At 71.8% G+C, this 15,915-nt stretch carries 16 protein-coding genes and 1 pseudogene; 9 read left to right on the forward strand and 8 right to left on the reverse strand.

Annotated features, from left to right (window positions below; genetic code table 11):
• A complete protein-coding gene (locus tag GTY58_RS21780) occupies positions 1 to 1,287 on the reverse strand; it encodes an ice-binding family protein (RefSeq protein WP_010985592.1) in 1,287 nt (428 codons plus the stop codon).
• A 496-nt stretch (positions 1,288 to 1,783) separates the two neighbouring features.
• On the opposite strand from GTY58_RS21780, the gene GTY58_RS21785 reads away from it, so the two are divergent.
• Positions 1,784 to 2,140, forward strand: a complete 357-nt coding sequence (locus GTY58_RS21785) for a PRC-barrel domain-containing protein (protein WP_010985593.1) — start codon at positions 1,784 to 1,786, stop codon at positions 2,138 to 2,140.
• A 124-nt stretch (positions 2,141 to 2,264) separates the two neighbouring features.
• On the opposite strand, the gene GTY58_RS21790 is transcribed toward GTY58_RS21785, so the two are convergent.
• From GTY58_RS21790 to GTY58_RS21810, 5 genes and pseudogenes are all read right to left on the reverse strand, one after another.
• Entirely contained in the window at positions 2,265 to 4,175 is a 1,911-nt protein-coding gene (locus GTY58_RS21790; protein ID WP_242432198.1) for a copper resistance protein CopC, read from the reverse strand.
• A 196-nt stretch (positions 4,176 to 4,371) separates the two neighbouring features.
• Positions 4,372 to 5,203, reverse strand: a pseudogene (locus tag GTY58_RS21795) (SDR family NAD(P)-dependent oxidoreductase).
• Positions 5,191 to 5,670, reverse strand: coding sequence for a cupin domain-containing protein (locus GTY58_RS21800; protein ID WP_010985597.1), 480 nt, complete (start codon positions 5,668 to 5,670; stop codon positions 5,191 to 5,193). The pseudogene GTY58_RS21795 and the gene GTY58_RS21800 overlap by 13 nt, the downstream one beginning before the upstream one ends.
• Positions 5,671 to 5,680: 10 nt before the next feature.
• Entirely contained in the window at positions 5,681 to 6,295 is a 615-nt protein-coding gene (locus tag GTY58_RS21805) for a GNAT family N-acetyltransferase (RefSeq protein ID WP_010985598.1), read from the reverse strand.
• Positions 6,285 to 8,492, reverse strand: coding sequence for a penicillin acylase family protein (locus GTY58_RS21810; protein WP_010985599.1), 2,208 nt, complete (start codon positions 8,490 to 8,492; stop codon positions 6,285 to 6,287). Before GTY58_RS21810 ends, GTY58_RS21805 begins: the two co-directional genes overlap by 11 nt.
• Before the next feature lie 223 nt (positions 8,493 to 8,715).
• Here GTY58_RS21810 and GTY58_RS21815 point away from each other — a divergent pair, with 223 nt between their 5' ends.
• The 4 genes from GTY58_RS21815 (at position 8,716) to GTY58_RS21830 (ending at position 10,706) form a co-directional block, all read left to right on the forward strand.
• On the forward strand, positions 8,716 to 9,342 hold the full coding sequence (locus GTY58_RS21815) for an HhH-GPD-type base excision DNA repair protein (RefSeq protein ID WP_010985600.1): 627 nt from the start codon (positions 8,716 to 8,718) through the stop codon (positions 9,340 to 9,342).
• 65 nt (positions 9,343 to 9,407) lie between these two features.
• Positions 9,408 to 10,076, forward strand: a complete 669-nt coding sequence (locus GTY58_RS21820; RefSeq protein ID WP_010985601.1) for an HdeD family acid-resistance protein — start codon at positions 9,408 to 9,410, stop codon at positions 10,074 to 10,076.
• 94 nt (positions 10,077 to 10,170) lie between these two features.
• On the forward strand, positions 10,171 to 10,509 hold the full coding sequence (locus GTY58_RS21825) for a hypothetical protein (protein WP_042493383.1): 339 nt from the start codon (positions 10,171 to 10,173) through the stop codon (positions 10,507 to 10,509).
• A 56-nt stretch (positions 10,510 to 10,565) separates the two neighbouring features.
• Complete coding sequence (locus GTY58_RS21830; protein ID WP_154696729.1) at positions 10,566 to 10,706, forward strand: hypothetical protein; 141 nt, start codon at positions 10,566 to 10,568, stop codon at positions 10,704 to 10,706.
• Positions 10,707 to 10,760: 54 nt separating this feature from the next.
• Here GTY58_RS21830 and GTY58_RS21835 read toward each other — a convergent pair whose 3' ends face one another.
• A complete protein-coding gene (locus GTY58_RS21835; RefSeq protein WP_037647645.1) occupies positions 10,761 to 12,353 on the reverse strand; it encodes a helicase HerA-like domain-containing protein in 1,593 nt (530 codons plus the stop codon).
• 105 nt (positions 12,354 to 12,458) lie between these two features.
• Here GTY58_RS21835 and GTY58_RS21840 point away from each other — a divergent pair, with 105 nt between their 5' ends.
• Both GTY58_RS21840 and GTY58_RS21845 read left to right on the forward strand, forming a co-directional pair.
• The gene (locus tag GTY58_RS21840; RefSeq protein WP_003999914.1) at positions 12,459 to 12,755 is read left to right on the forward strand and encodes a type II toxin-antitoxin system VapB family antitoxin; all 297 of its coding nucleotides are present in this window, start codon (positions 12,459 to 12,461) and stop codon (positions 12,753 to 12,755) included.
• 122 nt (positions 12,756 to 12,877) lie between these two features.
• On the forward strand, positions 12,878 to 13,531 hold the full coding sequence (locus tag GTY58_RS21845; protein WP_237528854.1) for a LytR C-terminal domain-containing protein: 654 nt from the start codon (positions 12,878 to 12,880) through the stop codon (positions 13,529 to 13,531).
• Positions 13,532 to 13,744: 213 nt separating this feature from the next.
• On the opposite strand, the gene upp is transcribed toward GTY58_RS21845, so the two are convergent.
• Positions 13,745 to 14,380: a uracil phosphoribosyltransferase gene (gene upp / locus GTY58_RS21850; protein WP_010985605.1), complete on the reverse strand. Its 636-nt coding sequence runs from the start codon at positions 14,378 to 14,380 to the stop codon at positions 13,745 to 13,747.
• 190 nt (positions 14,381 to 14,570) lie between these two features.
• Between upp and GTY58_RS21855 the strand changes: the two genes are divergently transcribed.
• Both GTY58_RS21855 and GTY58_RS21860 read left to right on the forward strand, forming a co-directional pair.
• The gene (locus GTY58_RS21855; protein ID WP_037647647.1) at positions 14,571 to 14,753 is read left to right on the forward strand and encodes a hypothetical protein; all 183 of its coding nucleotides are present in this window, start codon (positions 14,571 to 14,573) and stop codon (positions 14,751 to 14,753) included.
• A gap of 364 nt (positions 14,754 to 15,117) precedes the next feature.
• Complete coding sequence (locus tag GTY58_RS21860) at positions 15,118 to 15,669, forward strand: hypothetical protein (protein WP_010985606.1); 552 nt, start codon at positions 15,118 to 15,120, stop codon at positions 15,667 to 15,669.
• The last annotated feature ends 246 nt before the right edge of the window (positions 15,670 to 15,915 follow it).

Raw genomic sequence — 15,915 nt, forward strand, 5'->3', positions numbered from 1 at the left:
TCAGCTACGGGCGCCGCCATAGCTGTCGTGCTTGCCGGGCTTGCCGCTGTGCTCGCCGTGGCCGTGGTGCTCGCCGGCGCCGGGCTTGCCGCCGTGCTCGTGGCCGTGGTGCTCGCCAGGCTGCCCGCCGTGATCGTGGCCGTGGTGCTCACCGGGCTGCCCGCCATGGTCGTGATCACCGGGCCTGCCCGGCTGTCCGCCGGGGTGGTGGTGTCCGGGTCCGCCGTTGCCGCCACCGTTACCGCCGCCGATCACGCCACCGTTGCCGCCGCCGATCACGCCACCGTTACCGCCGCCGTTGCCGCCGCCGATCACGCCGCCGTTGCCGCCGCCGATCACACCGCCGTTGACGCCGCCGTTGGTGCCACCACTGGTGGCACCCGTGGTACCGCCGCTCGTGGAAACGCCGCCCGTCGTAGTCCCCGCGACGACACCGCCGATGACGCCGCCGATCACTCCGCCGATCGCGCCGGTCGTCGCGCCGCCCGTGACGGTGCCACCGGTGGTCCCACCCGTGGTCCCACCGGTCCCAGCTGCGCACCCACCCTGGAAGATCGTGTTGGTGTCCAGCGTCACGGCGCCGGTACGGGCCAGCAGCCGGCCGTTGATGACCGCGTTCGTGGTGGCTGTGATCGAGGCCTGGGCCAGGATGTTGCCCACGAACGAGGAATTGGTACCGAGAGTGGCCGAGCTGCCGATCTGCCAGTACACATTGCACGGCGAGGCGCCATTGATGAGGGACACATGGCTCGCTGACGCCGTAGTCAGCGTCGAACCGATCTGGAATACCCAGACGGCATTGGGATTGCCCAGGGCGTCCAGGGTGAGTGTGTCGGTGATCCCGGCGGAGACGTTCGCCTTGTAGAGGCCCGGAGTCAGCGTCTGCCCACCGAACTCGTGAGGATCGTCGAGGTACGTGGCGGTCGGTGGAGTCTGTCCGGCAGCCTGGCCGTACGCGATGCTCAGATCGTTCTGGGCGCCGAGAGCCGTGGCGTCACCGGGGTGGAGGACTCCGGGCGCCAGCACCTGACCGGGCGGGAAACCCACGATGGCCGACCCCGGACTCACTCCGACATTGCCCTGGATCACCGAGGGGCCGGTGTTGGTGACCGTCGAACCAGCCAGTACTCCGAAAGTGGCCGCCGTGCCCAGAGGGACAGCTGTGGCGGCATGTGCGCGCGTCGGTGTCAGTACGAGTACGGCAGCGGCCATCACCAAGGCCGTTACCGCCGCGATCCAAACCGACAGGGTGCGCCGTAGAGGCGCTTCAGGGATGTCCAGCGTCATCGAGGGGCCAACTCCTTGAGGGAATTATCTCGGCGGTTCCCGGTCGCTCAGAATCGCCAGATCCTGTCACTGACATATTACTGAGGAAGAAATACGGGGCCGCGATTCATTCCAGCGGCATCGCCCAATTCGACGAATGGATCGGGAAATTCATAGAAATGCTTAATGGGTCGGATGCCGCTGTCCGCCCACCCTGTACCAGCGCATCAGACAGCGCAGAGGGGCCGAAAGCCGCCGTCGCCTGACCTCGACTTCCGCCGGAAAATCGCCCGATCGCGGTCGGCCGGGAACATATCCGAGCCGCATCGACCGCAGTACTATTGATTCCGGGTTGGTTCACTCTCACGTGCAACCGCCCGGAAGGGCGACTCCGGCGTGTCCGCGCCGGAGTCGTTGCCTCAGCCACCGGCTCCTCAGTCACCGTTCCAGAGGCCCGGTCGCGCTGTTCCGTGGGACAGTTCGTACCGACTGGCACCCCGTTCGGAGGGGAGAGCGCATGATTCAGGCAGCCGATATCCGTGAGTGGCGCGACCACGATGTCGTGGACCCGAAAGGGCGCAAGATCGGTGTACTTGAAGCGATCTACGTGGACACCACCACGGACGAACCGGCCGTGGCCACCGTCCGGACCGGGCTGCCCACCCGCCAACGCCTCGTCTTCGTCCCCCTCGACAAGGCAGTCCTCGGACCGGGTTATCTCAAGGTCTCCTACGCCAAGAGCCTGGTGAAGAAGGCCCCTTCGATCGGCACGGACGACATTCTGCCCGCCGAGCAGGAGGAATCGATCTTCCAGCACTACGACATGCCCTACCAGCCGGGCCCGAACGGCGAACGTCAACTCGCGCGCCGCTGAGCGGTCTTGCCCGGTCCGGCCGAAAGCCGAGGCCCGCGGGGTCCGGAGCAGGCACCGAATGCCCCGACCGGCAGGGCGCCGCCCCGACCGGCAGGGCGCCGGCCCGACCGGCAGGGCGCCGCGTCTACTCGATCCGCACCGTCCGCGACACCGTGATCTGGTCGATGTCCGTCGTGCGGACCGTGGCCTTCATCGTCCAGGTGCCCGGCAGGGGGAGGTTGAGGGTGTCCGAGGTCCAATAACCCCCGCGGTCCGCGAGTTTCGCGTCGAGGGGGCCGATGTCCTGCTTCTCCAGGGTGAAGGTGAGGCGCAGTTCGGGGACCGTCGCCAAACCGCCGTCGGGGCCGAAGATCACCGCCTGCACCGAGTTCTCGCCCACCCGGCCGGGCGTCAGTTCGATCTGTATCTTGCCGTGGCCGCCCGGTGTGCCCACGTCGAAGGGGATCACCGTCGTCGAGGCCATGGGCCGCGCCGCCTCCGCCGCCGAAGCCGCCGCCTCCGTGGCCGCCCGGCCCGGCTGCGTTCCCGTCAGCAGCGTCGTGATCACCAGCACCACGATCGCGACGATCGCCTCCGCGAGCACCGAGCGCCGCAATCCACGCCGGTACGCCCCTGGGTCACCGCCAGCGGTGGGCGGGAGCGGCCCCGACTGCGGACCGGTTTCGGTTGCGGTGTCGGAGCCGGTCTCGGTGCCCGTCCCGGTCTCGGCGCCGCTGTCGGAGCCCGTTCCGGTGCCGGTGCCGGCGCTCGTGTCCGTGCCGGTGCCGGCGCTCGTGTCGGTGCCGGAGACCTCGGCGTCCGCCGCGGCCCCCACCGGCTCCAGGACCCGTTCCCGCACGTCCGCCCGCCGCTCCACGGGTGCCGCCAGGCGTGCCGTCCAGCGGCGCGAGTACGTCGCCGCGGCCAGCAGCAGCAGTACCGCGACCAGCTTGGCCACCAGGAGCCTGCCGTACGACGTGGTGGCGAGGGCGTCCAGGGAGCCCAGGCCCCGCCAGGACTGGTAGACGCCGGTGGCCACCAGGACGGTGACGGCGGTGAGCGCCAGGCGGGAGAAGCGGGTGACGGCACTGGCCGGGAGTTCTTCCGGGGCCCGGTACAGGGCCGTGAGCAGGGCGGCCAGACCGCCGAGCCACGCCGCCATCGCCAGCAGGTGCAGAACCGCGGAGACCATCGCCACGGGCACCTGGACCCCGGCGGAGGCGTGCTCGGCCGCCGCCCACGTGCCCGCGAGCGCCAGGGTCAGGAGGCCGCCGCCCGCCTTCCACCACCGGCCCCCGGCCCGTACGGGGAAGAACGCCGCCCCCGCGAGCAGCACCAGCCGGACCAGCAGCGTCACACCCGGCCTGCTCGTCGCCGTCTCAGCGAGGACCGACGGGTCGAAGGCCGCCGCCGGACCGCCGCCGCGTTCGTACGGGCCGCGCAGCAGCAGCAGCGCGATGGTCGACGCGAGCAGCGTCCACCAGCCCGTCAGAAGCAGACCCCGTGCCGCCTCGACCCCGGTGACCAGGGAGAACACCATCGTGCCGAGCAGCAGGGCCAGACCGCCGTACGCGAAGTAGCGGGCGATGTCGTAGAGCGTGGCGGAGGCGGTGTCACCGGCGGCCTGGGTCGGTATGACCGCCGTGGTCGCGGAGGGCTTGCCGATGGAGAAGGTGAGAGCGCCGGAAACGGGGTGGCTGTCCGCCGACACCACCCGCCAGCCCACCGTGAACGTGCCGGTGCCCATGTCGTCGGGGAGGGTGACGCGCGCGGTCTCGGAACGGCCGCCCGCGTGCTGCGGCTCCCCGATGTGCACGCGCCGGTTCTCGGGGTCGAGGACGCGGAAGGAGTCGTCGAGCAGGCCGACGGACTCGGTGAAGGTGAGGGTGATCGCGGCCGGCGCCTTCTTCAGCACGGTGCCGTCCACCGGGTCGGCGCCCTTCAGCGCCGCGTGCGCGAAGGCGCTCCCGGCGCTGCCGAAGAGGATGAGGAGCACCACGGTGCCCAGCAGCGTCGCGGCTCGGCCGACGCGTCCTCCGTCTCGTTGTCCGCCCACGTCACGTCTCCGTATTCGAGCTTCCGGGGTTCCGGGGTTCCGGTTAGGTACGGACGCGGCGGGCGTTCCGCTCAGACCGCCTCCCCAGGTCGGCTCAGACCATCTCACCCGGTCGGCCCGGACCCCGTCATCGGGTCGGCTCGAACCCTGTCGGCGGGTCGGCTCGAACCCTGTCGGCGGGTCGGCTCGAACCGCCTCACCAGGTCGGTCGCGCCGACACCCCGCCGTCGACCACGAGATCGTGGCCGGTGATCCAGGACGCGAGCGGTGAGGCGAGGAACACACAGGCGTCGCCGATGTCCTCCGGGCGCCCCAACCGTCCGGTGGGCACCGCCTGCTGCCACCGCCGCACCCCCTCCGGCCAGGCCTCCGCCAGACCCTCGCGGTCGATGAGGCCGGGCGAGACGGTGTTGACGCGGACGCCGTACGGCCCGTACTCCAGCGCCGCCGAACGGGCGTGCATCACGACGGCCGCCTTGGACGCGGAGTAGTGGGCGTGCAGCGGGGCGGGGTGACGGGCCTCGATGGAGGCGATGTGCGTGATGCTGCCCCCGGTCCCGGCACGCCCCACGATCCCGTCCCCGGCCCCCAGCCCCGTCCCCAACCCCGTCTCCGTCCCCGTTCGCGCGCATGACCTCCGCCGCCGCCTGAGTGCACGCGAAGACGCTCGACAGGTTGGTGTCGAGCACCGCCCGCCACTGAGCCGCCGTCATGCCGGGCAGGGCCTGCGTCGGCTGTACGCCCGCGTTGTTGACCAGCGCCGTCAGCCGGCCGCCGCCCCACTCGGCCGCCGCACGCACCAGGCGACGGCACTCGGCCTCGTCGGTCAGGTCCGCCCGCAGCGCGATCGCCGCGCCGCCGGACTCCCGTACGAGCGCGACCACGTCGTCGGCGGAGCGCGTGCGGTGGTGCACCGCCACCGCGGCGCCCTCCTGCGCGAACCGCAGCGCGATCCCCCGTCCGATGCCGCCCGCGGCCCCGGTCACCAGGGCCACCTGCCCCGCCAGCAGGCCGCTCACGGCCGGCACAGCCCGGCGATGCGAGCCGCCTCGGCGGGATACCGCACGCTCAACTCCCCCGCGTCCCCGTGCTCGTAGCCGCCGTACGTGAATCCGGGCGCCATCGTGCAGCCGAAGAGCGACCACGCCCCGCCCGCGACGACCCGCGCCCCCATCCACGTACCGGCGGGCACGACGTACTGGAGGTCCTGCCCGTCCAGGACGTCCGGTCCCAGCACCGGCGTGCGCGCGCTGCCGTCGGGCGCGAGCAGGAGCAGTTCCAGCGGGTCGCCGAGGTAGAAGTGCCAGACCTCGTCGGCCGGGAGGCGGTGCAGGGCGGAGAAGTCGTCCGGCTCCGCGGTGAGCAGGGCCATGATCGCGGTGCCTTCGGGGCGTCCGTCGGCGCGTTCGGGCCCCGCCCAGGTGCGCCGGAAACGGCCGCCCTCGCGGGGGATCGGCTCCAGGCGGTAGTGGGCGACGAGGTCTTCTGGGGTCACCCGGCAGAGGCTACTTTCCGAACGCCGCCTCCCGGGTGAGGAAGGCCAACTGGGCACGCTTCTCGGGCAGGTACACGTCCGGCAGGTCGATCTCGGGCAGGACCACCCGCGGGCCGGGCACGAAGCCCTGCCGTACGAAGCGGGCGATCGCCTTCGTGTTGCGTTCGTCGGGGTCGACCACGATCCGCCGCCGGTCCAGGCCGACCAGGACGAACGAGGTGAACGCGGTCAGCAGCGCGGCCGACCAGCCGGGACGGCCGCCGCCGGATCCGGCCGGGGCGAGCAGCAGATGTACGCCGATGTCGCCGGGTTCGACCTGGTAGCACTCGCTGACCCGGTCGGCCTCCGGCTCGTACGTCTGGAAGAGGGCGACCGGTTCGCCGTCCTTGACCGCGAGGAAGGCGTGGTGGGTGTCGAGCGTGTCCAGATGGGCGTACACCTCCAGGACCTGCTCCTTCGTCAGCCCGTTCATGCCCCAGAAGGCGGCGCGCTCCTCGCTCACCCAGCCGTGGACCACGTCCACGTCGGCGGGCGGGTCGAGGGGCAGGATGCGGACGGTGCCGAAGCCTTCGACCACCTGTTCGTGGACGGCCCGGCGGGCGGGGGCGTACGGCTCAGCGGTCATCGGAGTTCTCCTTCGTGAGGTGCTCCCAGTCGGTGACGACCGGGGCGAGGTCCCCCTTGAGCCACAAGGGGAGCTGGTCGCGGTGGTGCGGTGAGCCGGGGACACCCGAGGCGCCGAACGGGACCACCCAGCGGCTGTCCTCGCGCCGTGCGAGGTCCCAGACGTAGCGGGCGGCGGGGCCGCGCGCACTGAGGTCGGTCAGCCCCGGGACCGCGGAGGTGCACAGCACGCAGTCGTGGTCGCCCGACAGACCGGGTTCGTCGTACGCGTACGAGGCGGGCGAGGCCGGCGCGGCGTACGCGGCGGTGGGGAGCGCGCGCCAGGGGGCCAGGCGGTGGGTGTCGCCCCAGGTGCCGGACGCTCCCGCCGCCTTGACCGTCTCCGCGGCCGCCTTCCCGGCCGTCTCCGCGGCCACCTCCGCGACGGCCTCCCGGACGACGGCGGCGCGGTCGATGCCGTACAGCTCGTCCGCCTTCAGCAGGTTTTCGAGGGCGAAGCCGACGCGGGGGAGGAGGGCGAGCCAGGGGCGGAAGACCTCCGGGTAGGCGGGCGGGTCGGTCAGCGCGGTGAAGGCGGGGTGCGCGGCCAGGCGCCGTACGACCGCGCCGCGCAGCTCCGCGTACTGGGCCGCCTCCGTGCTGGCGGCCGTCATCCGGCGGTCCCAGCTCAGGAGGCGGTCGCGCAGGGCGGACGCCTGCGGGGTCAGGCCGTCGAGGGCGGCCAGGTGGTCCAACAGGGCTCCCGCGGAGGCGAGATGGGTGTCCATGTGGATGGCCGCCATGTCCGGGGCCGACCAGGTGGGCCGCTCCTCCAGCAGTTCGCGGATGCGGGCCGCGCGGTGGGGCGGGGCGAACTCGACGCCGAGGGGGGTCGCCGGGCCGCGCTGGTTCGCCATCACGGCGAGGCCGTCCTCGACCGTCCCGCGCGGCATCTCGTGCCAGCCGTGCCACTCGTGACCGGGCTCCCAGGCGGGGACGAGCCGCGTGCGGTTGTCCCGGCCGCGCAAGGGCACGTTTCCGGCGACGCGGTGCAGCAGACCGCCCTCGGTGTCCGCCGCCTGGACGACGTTCACCGGCTCGGCCCAGAGGTCGAACGCCCGGTCCACATCGGCGACCTCGCGGGCGCGCAGGAGGGGGAGGAGGGCGCTGAAGCCTAGGTCCTCGGTGACGCGGGGCGGGTAGCGGAGGCTGATCGGATCGTCGCCGCTTCCGGTGACGCCGCCGATGACGACGGGCCCGCGGGCGGTCTCGATCACCTCCACCTCGACCGGGTCGCCCCCGGCCACCTCGACCGTCTCCGTGTGCCGCGCCGCGGGCCGCCACGTGCCGTCCGGGTCCAGGGCCTCGACGCCCGCCCCGCCCCCGGCTCCGTCCCCGGTCCCGGTCCCGTCTCCGATTCCGTTCCCGTTCCCGTTCCCGTCCGGGGTGCGCCGCAGCCGCTCGCGGTACAGGTCCTGGTAGTCCGCCATCGCGTTGGTGATGGCCCAGGCGACCTTGCCCGTGTGGGCGAAGTGGGCGATGCCGGGAACGCCCGGGACGGCGAGGCCGACGACGTCGAACTCGGGGCAGGAGAGGCGGATCTGCTGGTAGACGCCGGGGTCCTCGATGAAGCGGTGCGGGTCGCCCGCGATGACCGGCTGCCCGGTGACCGTCCGTTCGCCGCTCACCAGCCAGCCGTTGCTGCCGGCGGTGCCCGGCCCGTCGGTGGCGAACAGACCGACCGCCTCGTCACCCAGCCGCCGTACGACCTCCTCGCGCCACAGCTTGGCGGGGAAGCCGGCGAACAGGATGTGCGTACCGAGCCAGACGCCCAGCGGAGTCCAGGGCTCCCAACGGCCGGGGACCAGACCGGTGGCCGCGAACTCCGGTGCGCGGCGGGCCCCTTCGGCCAGACCCTCGTTGACACCGTCCACGTACGCCCGGACCCAGTCCGCCGTCTCCGGGTCCGTCCGCTCCAGGGCGGCGAAGCAGCGTCTGGCCGTGTCGTCGAGGCGGGACCGTCTCGCGAACACGTCCCAGGCCGCGGCCTCCGTACCGAGGAAGGACGCCGAGGTGCCCCGCGCGCGATGCCGCTCGACCTCCAGCTGCCACGCCCGGTCGACGGCCGTGACCCGGCCCTGGGCGCGGGCGAGTTCGCGTGCGCCGCCGGCCCGCAGATGCGGGATGCCCCAGGCGTCGCGGTAGATCTCGATGGTCACGAACCGTCCCCAATTCTTTCAGGTTAGGCTAACCTAACTTCGATTGCGGCGAAATCGTACGCGAGGGGTGGGAAACGAGGGGAACAGGGGCAGCACAACGGCCACGGACCCGACGGCGTACGACCGCGGGGAACCGGCTCGGGCCGCGCGCACTCCCCGAAGCGGCGGGCGAGCGCACCGGGGACGGCGCGCGGCCCGAGCCGGTAGGCGCGATCATCGGTCCATGGACCCCAAGCACCCCAAGAGCGTCACGCTCCATCTCGCCCAGCAGCCCGAGGCCGACGAACTGCTGGGGCGCAGCCCGCTGGCCGTGATGATCGGGATGCTGCTGGACCAGCAGGTGCCGATGGAGTGGGCCTTCGCCGGGCCGTACACCATCGCCCAGCGGATGGGCACGGACGATCTCGACGCGCACGAGATCGCGGCGTACGACCCCGAGGCCTTCGCGGAACTCCTGTCCAGGAAACCGGCCGTGCACCGCTACCCCGGGTCCATGGCCAAGCGGATCCAGCAGCTGTGCCAGTACCTGGTGGAGCACTACGGCGGTGACGCGAGCGCGGTGTGGGAGGGCGTGGAGAGCGGCGCGGAACTGCTGCGGCGGCTGAAGGAACTGCCCGGCTTCGGGGCTCAGAAGGCACAGATCTTCCTGGCCCTGCTGGGCAAGCAGTTCGGCGTGCGGCCCCCGGGATGGCGGGAGGCGGCGGGACCGTACGGCGAGCCGAAGGCGTTCCGCTCGGTCGCCGACATCACCGGGCCCGAGTCGCTGGCCAAGGTGCGGGCGCACAAGCAGGAACTGAAGGCGGCGGCCAAGGCGGAGAAGGCCGCGAAGTCCCCGAAGACGGGGAAGTAGCCGGCAGGTCAGCCGGTCGGCTCACCCCGGTGGCAGGGACGGCGGGCGCGTTCACAGCATGGGGCATGACCGAGGCACCGAACGGCTCTCCCAGGGGTCCCCAGTACGACGACCGGCGCGTGCACGCGGCCGCCCGTGATCCGCTGGCCGACCGCTCCGGCCGCGATGCCGTCGAGGGCCCCCTCCACGTACTGTCCCGCACCGCCTGGCACTCCCTCCTGGTCGCCGGGATCGCGGCGCTCGTCCTGGGCGTCATGGTGCTGGCCTGGCCGGAGACGACGCTGGTCGTGGCGGGCGTGCTCTTCGGGCTCTACCTCCTCTTCAGTGGGGTGCTCCAACTGGCCTCCGCCTTCGGGACGCACGTCGCGACCTCCCTGCGGGTCATGGCGTTCATCAGCGGCACCCTGTCGATCCTGCTGGGGCTGTTCTGCCTCCGCGGGGCGATGCAGTCGATCCTGCTGCTCGCGCTGTGGATCGGCATCGGCTGGCTGTTCCGCGGAGTCACCCTGACCCTGGCCGCCGCGTCCGACCCCGAGGCGCCGGCCCGCGGCTGGCAGATCGTCCTGGGCATCGTCAGCTTCCTGGCGGGGATCGTGCTGATCGTGTCCCCGTTCACCTCGGTCGGCGTCCTCGCACTCGTCGGCGGCTGCTGGCTCATCGCGGTGGGCGTCACCGAGATCGTCACGGCGCTCCGCATCCGCCGGATCACCAAGCAGCTGCCGCCCGCACTGTGACGGCGTCAACTCCGTGCCCCGCCCATACGCCAAGACGAGGGATCTCCCGGCCCGCCCGGTGAACCACCCCGGTCCGGCGGGGAGATCACGTCCCATGAGCCCCGACCGGCGCCCCGCGCACTCGCCGCGCCGGCGTCCCCGGCTGCGGGTGCTGCTCATGCTGCTGCTCGCCCTGCTGGTCGCGGGGGCGCACACCGAGGCCCTGGCAGGGCCGGCCGCCGCGGTGTCCACCGAGTCGTACGGCGCGGAGCACGACGTACTCGGCACAGCGCTGCGCCCACCGGCGCGGCCCGGCCATCCCCGGACCGCCCCGCTGCGGCCTGCGCCCCGCGCCGTCGGATGCCCGCAGCCGTCGGCTCCCCTTCCCTTCGCCGTACGGCCGCCGCACTCCCCCGTGCTGCACGCCCTGCGCACGGTGGTCCTGCGCTGCTGACAGGACCGGTTCCCGAACCGGTCAGGTCACCCCATCAGCGACGCGAGGACACAGCCATGCACAGCGACCCGTACGCGGTCCTGCACGCGCTTCTGCGCGCGGAGGCCGTACGCAGTACGCCGAAGCCCAAGGCCCAGCCGAAGCAGTCGGCGAAGAAGCCGCAGCGGACGGCTCCGCACGGACAGGAACGCGAGTAACGAGACGGCGGCCGTCCCGAGGGGACGGCCGCCCGCGCATCATCGTCGCGCGCCCTACCGTCTCCGCTTCGCGGTACCGAAGATCGAGCGGGTGATCTCCCGGCCGAGCTGAGTGCCCAGGGAGCGGGCCAGGGACTTGAAGACCCCGCTGCCGACCACCTGTTCGACGACCGAGGGCTCCTCGGCGGGAGCCGCGGTGCGCCCCCGGGCCGCGGGCTCCTCCTCCCGGCGGCCGGCCGCCTCCGCCTCCCGCGCCGTCAGCTTCTCGTACGCCGATTCCCGGTCGACCGCCCGCGCGTACCGCCCGTACAGGGGCGACGACTTCACCGCCTGGTCCAGTACGGCCGCGTCGACCGGCCCCATCAGCGACTCCGGGGCCCGCAGCCGGGTCACCGCCACCGGCGTCGGCGCGCCCTTCTCGCTCAGTACGGTGACCACCGCCTCGCCGGTGCCCAGGCCCGTCAGGACCTCCTCCAGGTCGTACGCCGAGTTCGGGAACGTCTTCACCGTCGACTTCAGCGCCTTCTGGTCGTCGGGCGTGAAAGCGCGCAACGCATGCTGGACACGGTTCCCGAGCTGGGCCAGGACGTCCGCCGGTACGTCCTTCGGGGTCTGCGTGACGAAGAAGACGCCGACCCCTTTCGAGCGAATCAGCCGGACGGTCTGCGTGATGGAGTCGAGGAACGCCTTCGACGCGTCGTTGAAGAGCAGATGCGCCTCGTCGAAGAAGAAGACGAGCTTCGGCTGATCCGCGTCACCGACCTCGGGGAGATCGTGGAAGAGGTCCGCGAGCAGCCACATCAGGAAGGTCGAGAAGAGCTGCGGCTTGTCCTGCACGGCCGGGAGTTCCAGGACCGAGACCGTGCCCCGGCCGTCGGACGCCGTGCGCAGCAGCTCACTCGTGTCGAACTCGGGTTCCCCGAAGAACGGGCTCATCCCCTGCGCCTCGAACGCCGTGAAGGAACGCAGGATCACCCCGGCCGTGGCCGTGGAGATCCCGCCGAGGGCTTTCAGCTCCTGCTTGCCCTCGTCCGAGGTCAGGAAGGCGACCACGGCCCGCAGGTCCTTCAGGTCCACCAGCTCCAGACCCTTCTGGTCCGCGTAGTGGAAGATAAGGCCGAGCGACTGCTCCTGGGTCTGGTTGAGCTGGAGCACCTTGGACAGCAGGACCGGTCCGAAGCTGGTGATCGTGGCGCGTACGGGGATGCCGTGGCCCATGCCGCCCAGGGCGTAGAACTCGCTGGGAAAGCCGGCCGGCGCCCACTCCTGGTGGACCTCGGCGGCCCGGCCGTGCACCCGGTCGTTCTCCCGGCCGGGCGCCGAGATGCCGGAGACGTCGCCCTTCACATCCGCGAGGAACACCGGCACGCCCTGCGCCGACAGCTGCTCGGCGATCAGTTGGAGCGTCTTGGTCTTGCCGGTGCCGGTGGCGCCCGCGACCAGCCCGTGCCGGTTGAGCATGGGCAGCGGGATGCGGATCTGCGCGTCCGGCAGGCACCGGCCGTCCCACAGGAGGGCGCCCAGATCGAGGGCGGGACCGGCGAAGGCGTACCCCGAAGCGATCTTCAGGGCCTCCTGGGGAAGTGCGGGAGCACTCCCGGCCACCTCGGGGGTCTCGGCCTGCGGCACGGTCTCCCTGTCACTCATCTCAGGCCCCTGTTCCCGATTTGCACCGCTTTGCTGCGTCATTTCCAGCGTCGCACTCCGTCGTGCTGGCTGCGCCCGGAAGGTCTTGACCGGTAGGCTTTCCGTGTGATCTTCAAGCGCATCGGAAACGGCCGGCCGTACCCCGACCACGGCCGGGAAAGCACCCGGCAGTGGGCGGACGTCGCGCCGCGCCCGGTCCGCCTCGATCAGCTCGTGACGACCAAGGGCCAACTCGACCTGGAAACGCTGCTCGCCGAGGACTCCACGTTCTACGGCGACCTCTTCGCGCACGTCGTGAAGTGGCAGGGCGACCTGTACCTGGAGGACGGGCTGCACCGCGCCGTCCGCGCGGCACTCCAGCAGCGCCAGGTACTGCACGCACGCGTGCTCGAACTGGACTGACACCCGCGGCCCGGCCCGAGACCGGCCGGGAGCGCCCGCGCGTTGCCCCTTTCGGGTTGGACTGGGCACCGGGCAATGATCATTTAGTAGGAATCGCAGCGCGGGCACACTACGCTGCGCCCATGAGCATGCTGACTCCCCCTGGCATGGGCGGCGAGTACCGGATCACGGGGGACAAATACCCGCGGATGCGCCGCCCCCGAGGGCGCCGCAGGCTCGTGTTCGCGGTCATCGCGTCCGCGGCCGCGCTGGGCCTGATCGGCTGGGGCACCCTGCAGCTCATCGACGTCTTCACGGGCGGCGGCGACCGGGCGACCGCCGCGAGCTCCAAGGCGCACTGCGCGACCGGGGCGAGCCCCTCCGCCACCCCGACCACAGCCGCGGCGAAGGCACTTCCCGAGCCGGGGAAGATCACCGTCAACGTCTTCAACGCCACGCCCCGCAGCGGGCTCGCCAAGAAGACCGCGGACGAGCTGAAGAAGCGCGGCTTCCGCATCGGCGACGTGGGCAACGCGACGAGTGAGTACGACAAGAAGGTCAAGGGCGTCGGCATACTGTTCGGCCCCGAGGCCTCCCTCGACACCTCGCTGCCGGTCCTCGGCACGCAGCTCGCCGACGCCGAGCGCCGCACGGACGCGGGCCGCAAGGGCACGGCCGTCGACCTGATCATCGGCACCGGCTTCAAGGCGCTGACGAGCAAGGCGGACGCCGACAAGGCCCTGGCCGAGCTGACCGGTCCCGCGCCGACGTCCACCGCCACGAAGAAGAACTGCTAGCAGCCACGCGCACCGGGGCTGCTCAGCAGTGCCGGTCAACGGGGCTGCTCAGCAGTGCCGGTCAACGGGGCTGCTCAGCAGTGCCGGTGCGTCCGAACCGCTCAGCAGTCCCGTACGCCAGAAACCGCTCAGCAGTCCCGTACGCCAGAAACCGCTCGGCGATCCCGTACGCGGAACCGCGCGGCAGCCCCCTACGGCGTCCCGCTGGTGCTCCTACTCGGCAGCCCCGTACATCCGGTCCCCCGCGTCTCCCAGGCCGGGGACGATGTAGCCGTGCTCGTTGAGGCGCTCGTCGACCGAGGCCGTCACGACCGTGACCGGCGTGCCCGCCAGGTCGCGCTCCATGATCTCGACGCCCTCCGGGGCGGCGAGCAGCACCACGGCGGTCACATCGTCCGCACCGCGCTTGATCAGCTCCTGGATCGCCGCCACGAGGGTGCCGCCGGTGGCCAGCATCGGGTCCAGGACGTACACCTGACGCCCGGAAAGGTCGTCCGGCATCCGGGTCGCGTACGTGGACGCCTGGAGCGTCTCCTCGTCGCGCACCATGCCCAGGAAGCCCACCTCGGCGGTCGGCAGCAGCCGGACCATGCCGTCGAGCATGCCGAGACCGGCGCGCAGGATCGGCACGACCAGCGGGCGCGGGTGGGACAGCCTGACGCCCGTGGTCGGGGCGACCGGGGTCACGATGTCGACCTGCTCGGTGCGCACGTCCCGGGTGGCCTCGTAGGCGAGCAGGGTGACCAGCTCGTCGGCGAGCCGACGGAAGGTCGGGGAGTCGGTGCGCTGGTCGCGGAGAGTGGTGAGCTTGTGGGCGACCAGGGGGTGGTCGACGACGTGGAGACGCATGCCCTAACAGTAACCGGGCTCCCCGGGCCCACCACCGGCCCGCCGGGCAAGGCCCCCTGCTGAGGCCGCCCGCCCGTCACCCACAGCCACCTTGCTCGAGGGGATCCACACCCGCCCCTTTCGATCCACGAGGGCATCAAACCGGCCATCAGGGGGAAAGTGGGAGGGACGTACCTGGGGTGGTGTGCCTATGCCGGAGCGGAACGGCAACTCGACGGAACAGCGGGAGACCGAGGCAGAGCGCAGGCGGCGCCGGGCCCAGTTCCTGCGGGAACTCACGGAGGCCCGGGAGCTGCGCGAGCGCGTCCAGCCCCGCCGCGCCAAGGCCGCCCGCCTTCGCCGCGCCATGCGCATGCGCACCTTCCGCTGGTAGCCGCGCCCGGCGCGCGCCCACCGCAAAGGACCCGCAGCGGCGCAATGAGGCCTGCTCCACAGGGTGATCGCGCCCACGCCGTGGTGTGGCCGCATGCATATGCGGCGTCCCCGGCCGCGTACGATCCACCCGTGGCGGCTACGAGTGCGCTGGTGGGCCCGAGAGCAAGCGAACCGTGGGGGCGCGCCCCCGACGGCGACCGAGCGATCAAAACAGCCAGACACAGCAGGCCGAAGACGTCCCCTGAACGCTCTCTTTCTGCCACGATTCCGAGTGGGCGGGGCTCGGAGCAGCACTCCCCGTCCACAAACCTCCGCCGGGGGGACCCCCAACCGGCACACCTATGACCAGTGGGAGAGTCACGGTGTACTTCGCCGCACTGCTCGCGCGCACCGAAGACGGGTGGGAAGCGAGCGACACAGAGCTCGACGATGTGGAAACCCTGTCGGATCTGACCGACCTGGCCCGTGAAGCCTCGGACGAGGACACGGTGCTCCTGCTCATCGAGCAGGAGGACGCGTGGTTCGGGGTCCTCCGCGTGGATGGCGAGGAGGACCCTCGTATCTACGTCTCGGACGCCGCCGCGGCTGCCCGCAGCTCGTACGGCGAGATCCTGCTCACGGACGAACTGCTAGGACGGGAGCCCGGCGACGACGACGTCGCCGACCTGGACTCCCTCGACCTCGACGGCACCGAGGACGGTGAACCCGACAGCGACACGGACACCGCCGACGACGACGATGACGACGGCGCGACCGGCGAGGCCGCGGTGTCGCACAGCCCCGTCGGCGACAGCCAGATCCTCGACGACCTGGGCGTCGGCGAGAAGGAGCTGCGCGCTCTCGACGCCGACGACGCTCTCAGCTCGATCGCCGAGGCCCTGGGAGCCGCGGAGGTCCTGGAGACCGTCCGCTAGGGCGTGTCCTCGCTCGGAGAAGCAACACGTCCGAGAAGAAACAAGCCGAAGAACGAACACGCCGAAGAACGAACACGCCCGAGAAGGAACACGTCGGAGAAGAACACCTCCGGCAAAGAAACACGTCGGAGTACGAACAACGGCGTCCTGTTGGCGCGGGTGAGCGGGGTTCGGCGCGGGCGGCCGCCGGGCGGTGGAGGCGAGGGCCATGTCCCCTCGGCCTCCCCCGCTCCCGGTCCCGGCTGC

Origin of the sequence: Streptomyces sp. SID5469 (genome assembly GCF_009862865.1) — a bacterium.
Taxonomy (GTDB): Bacteria; Actinomycetota; Actinomycetes; order Streptomycetales; family Streptomycetaceae; genus Streptomyces; species Streptomyces avermitilis.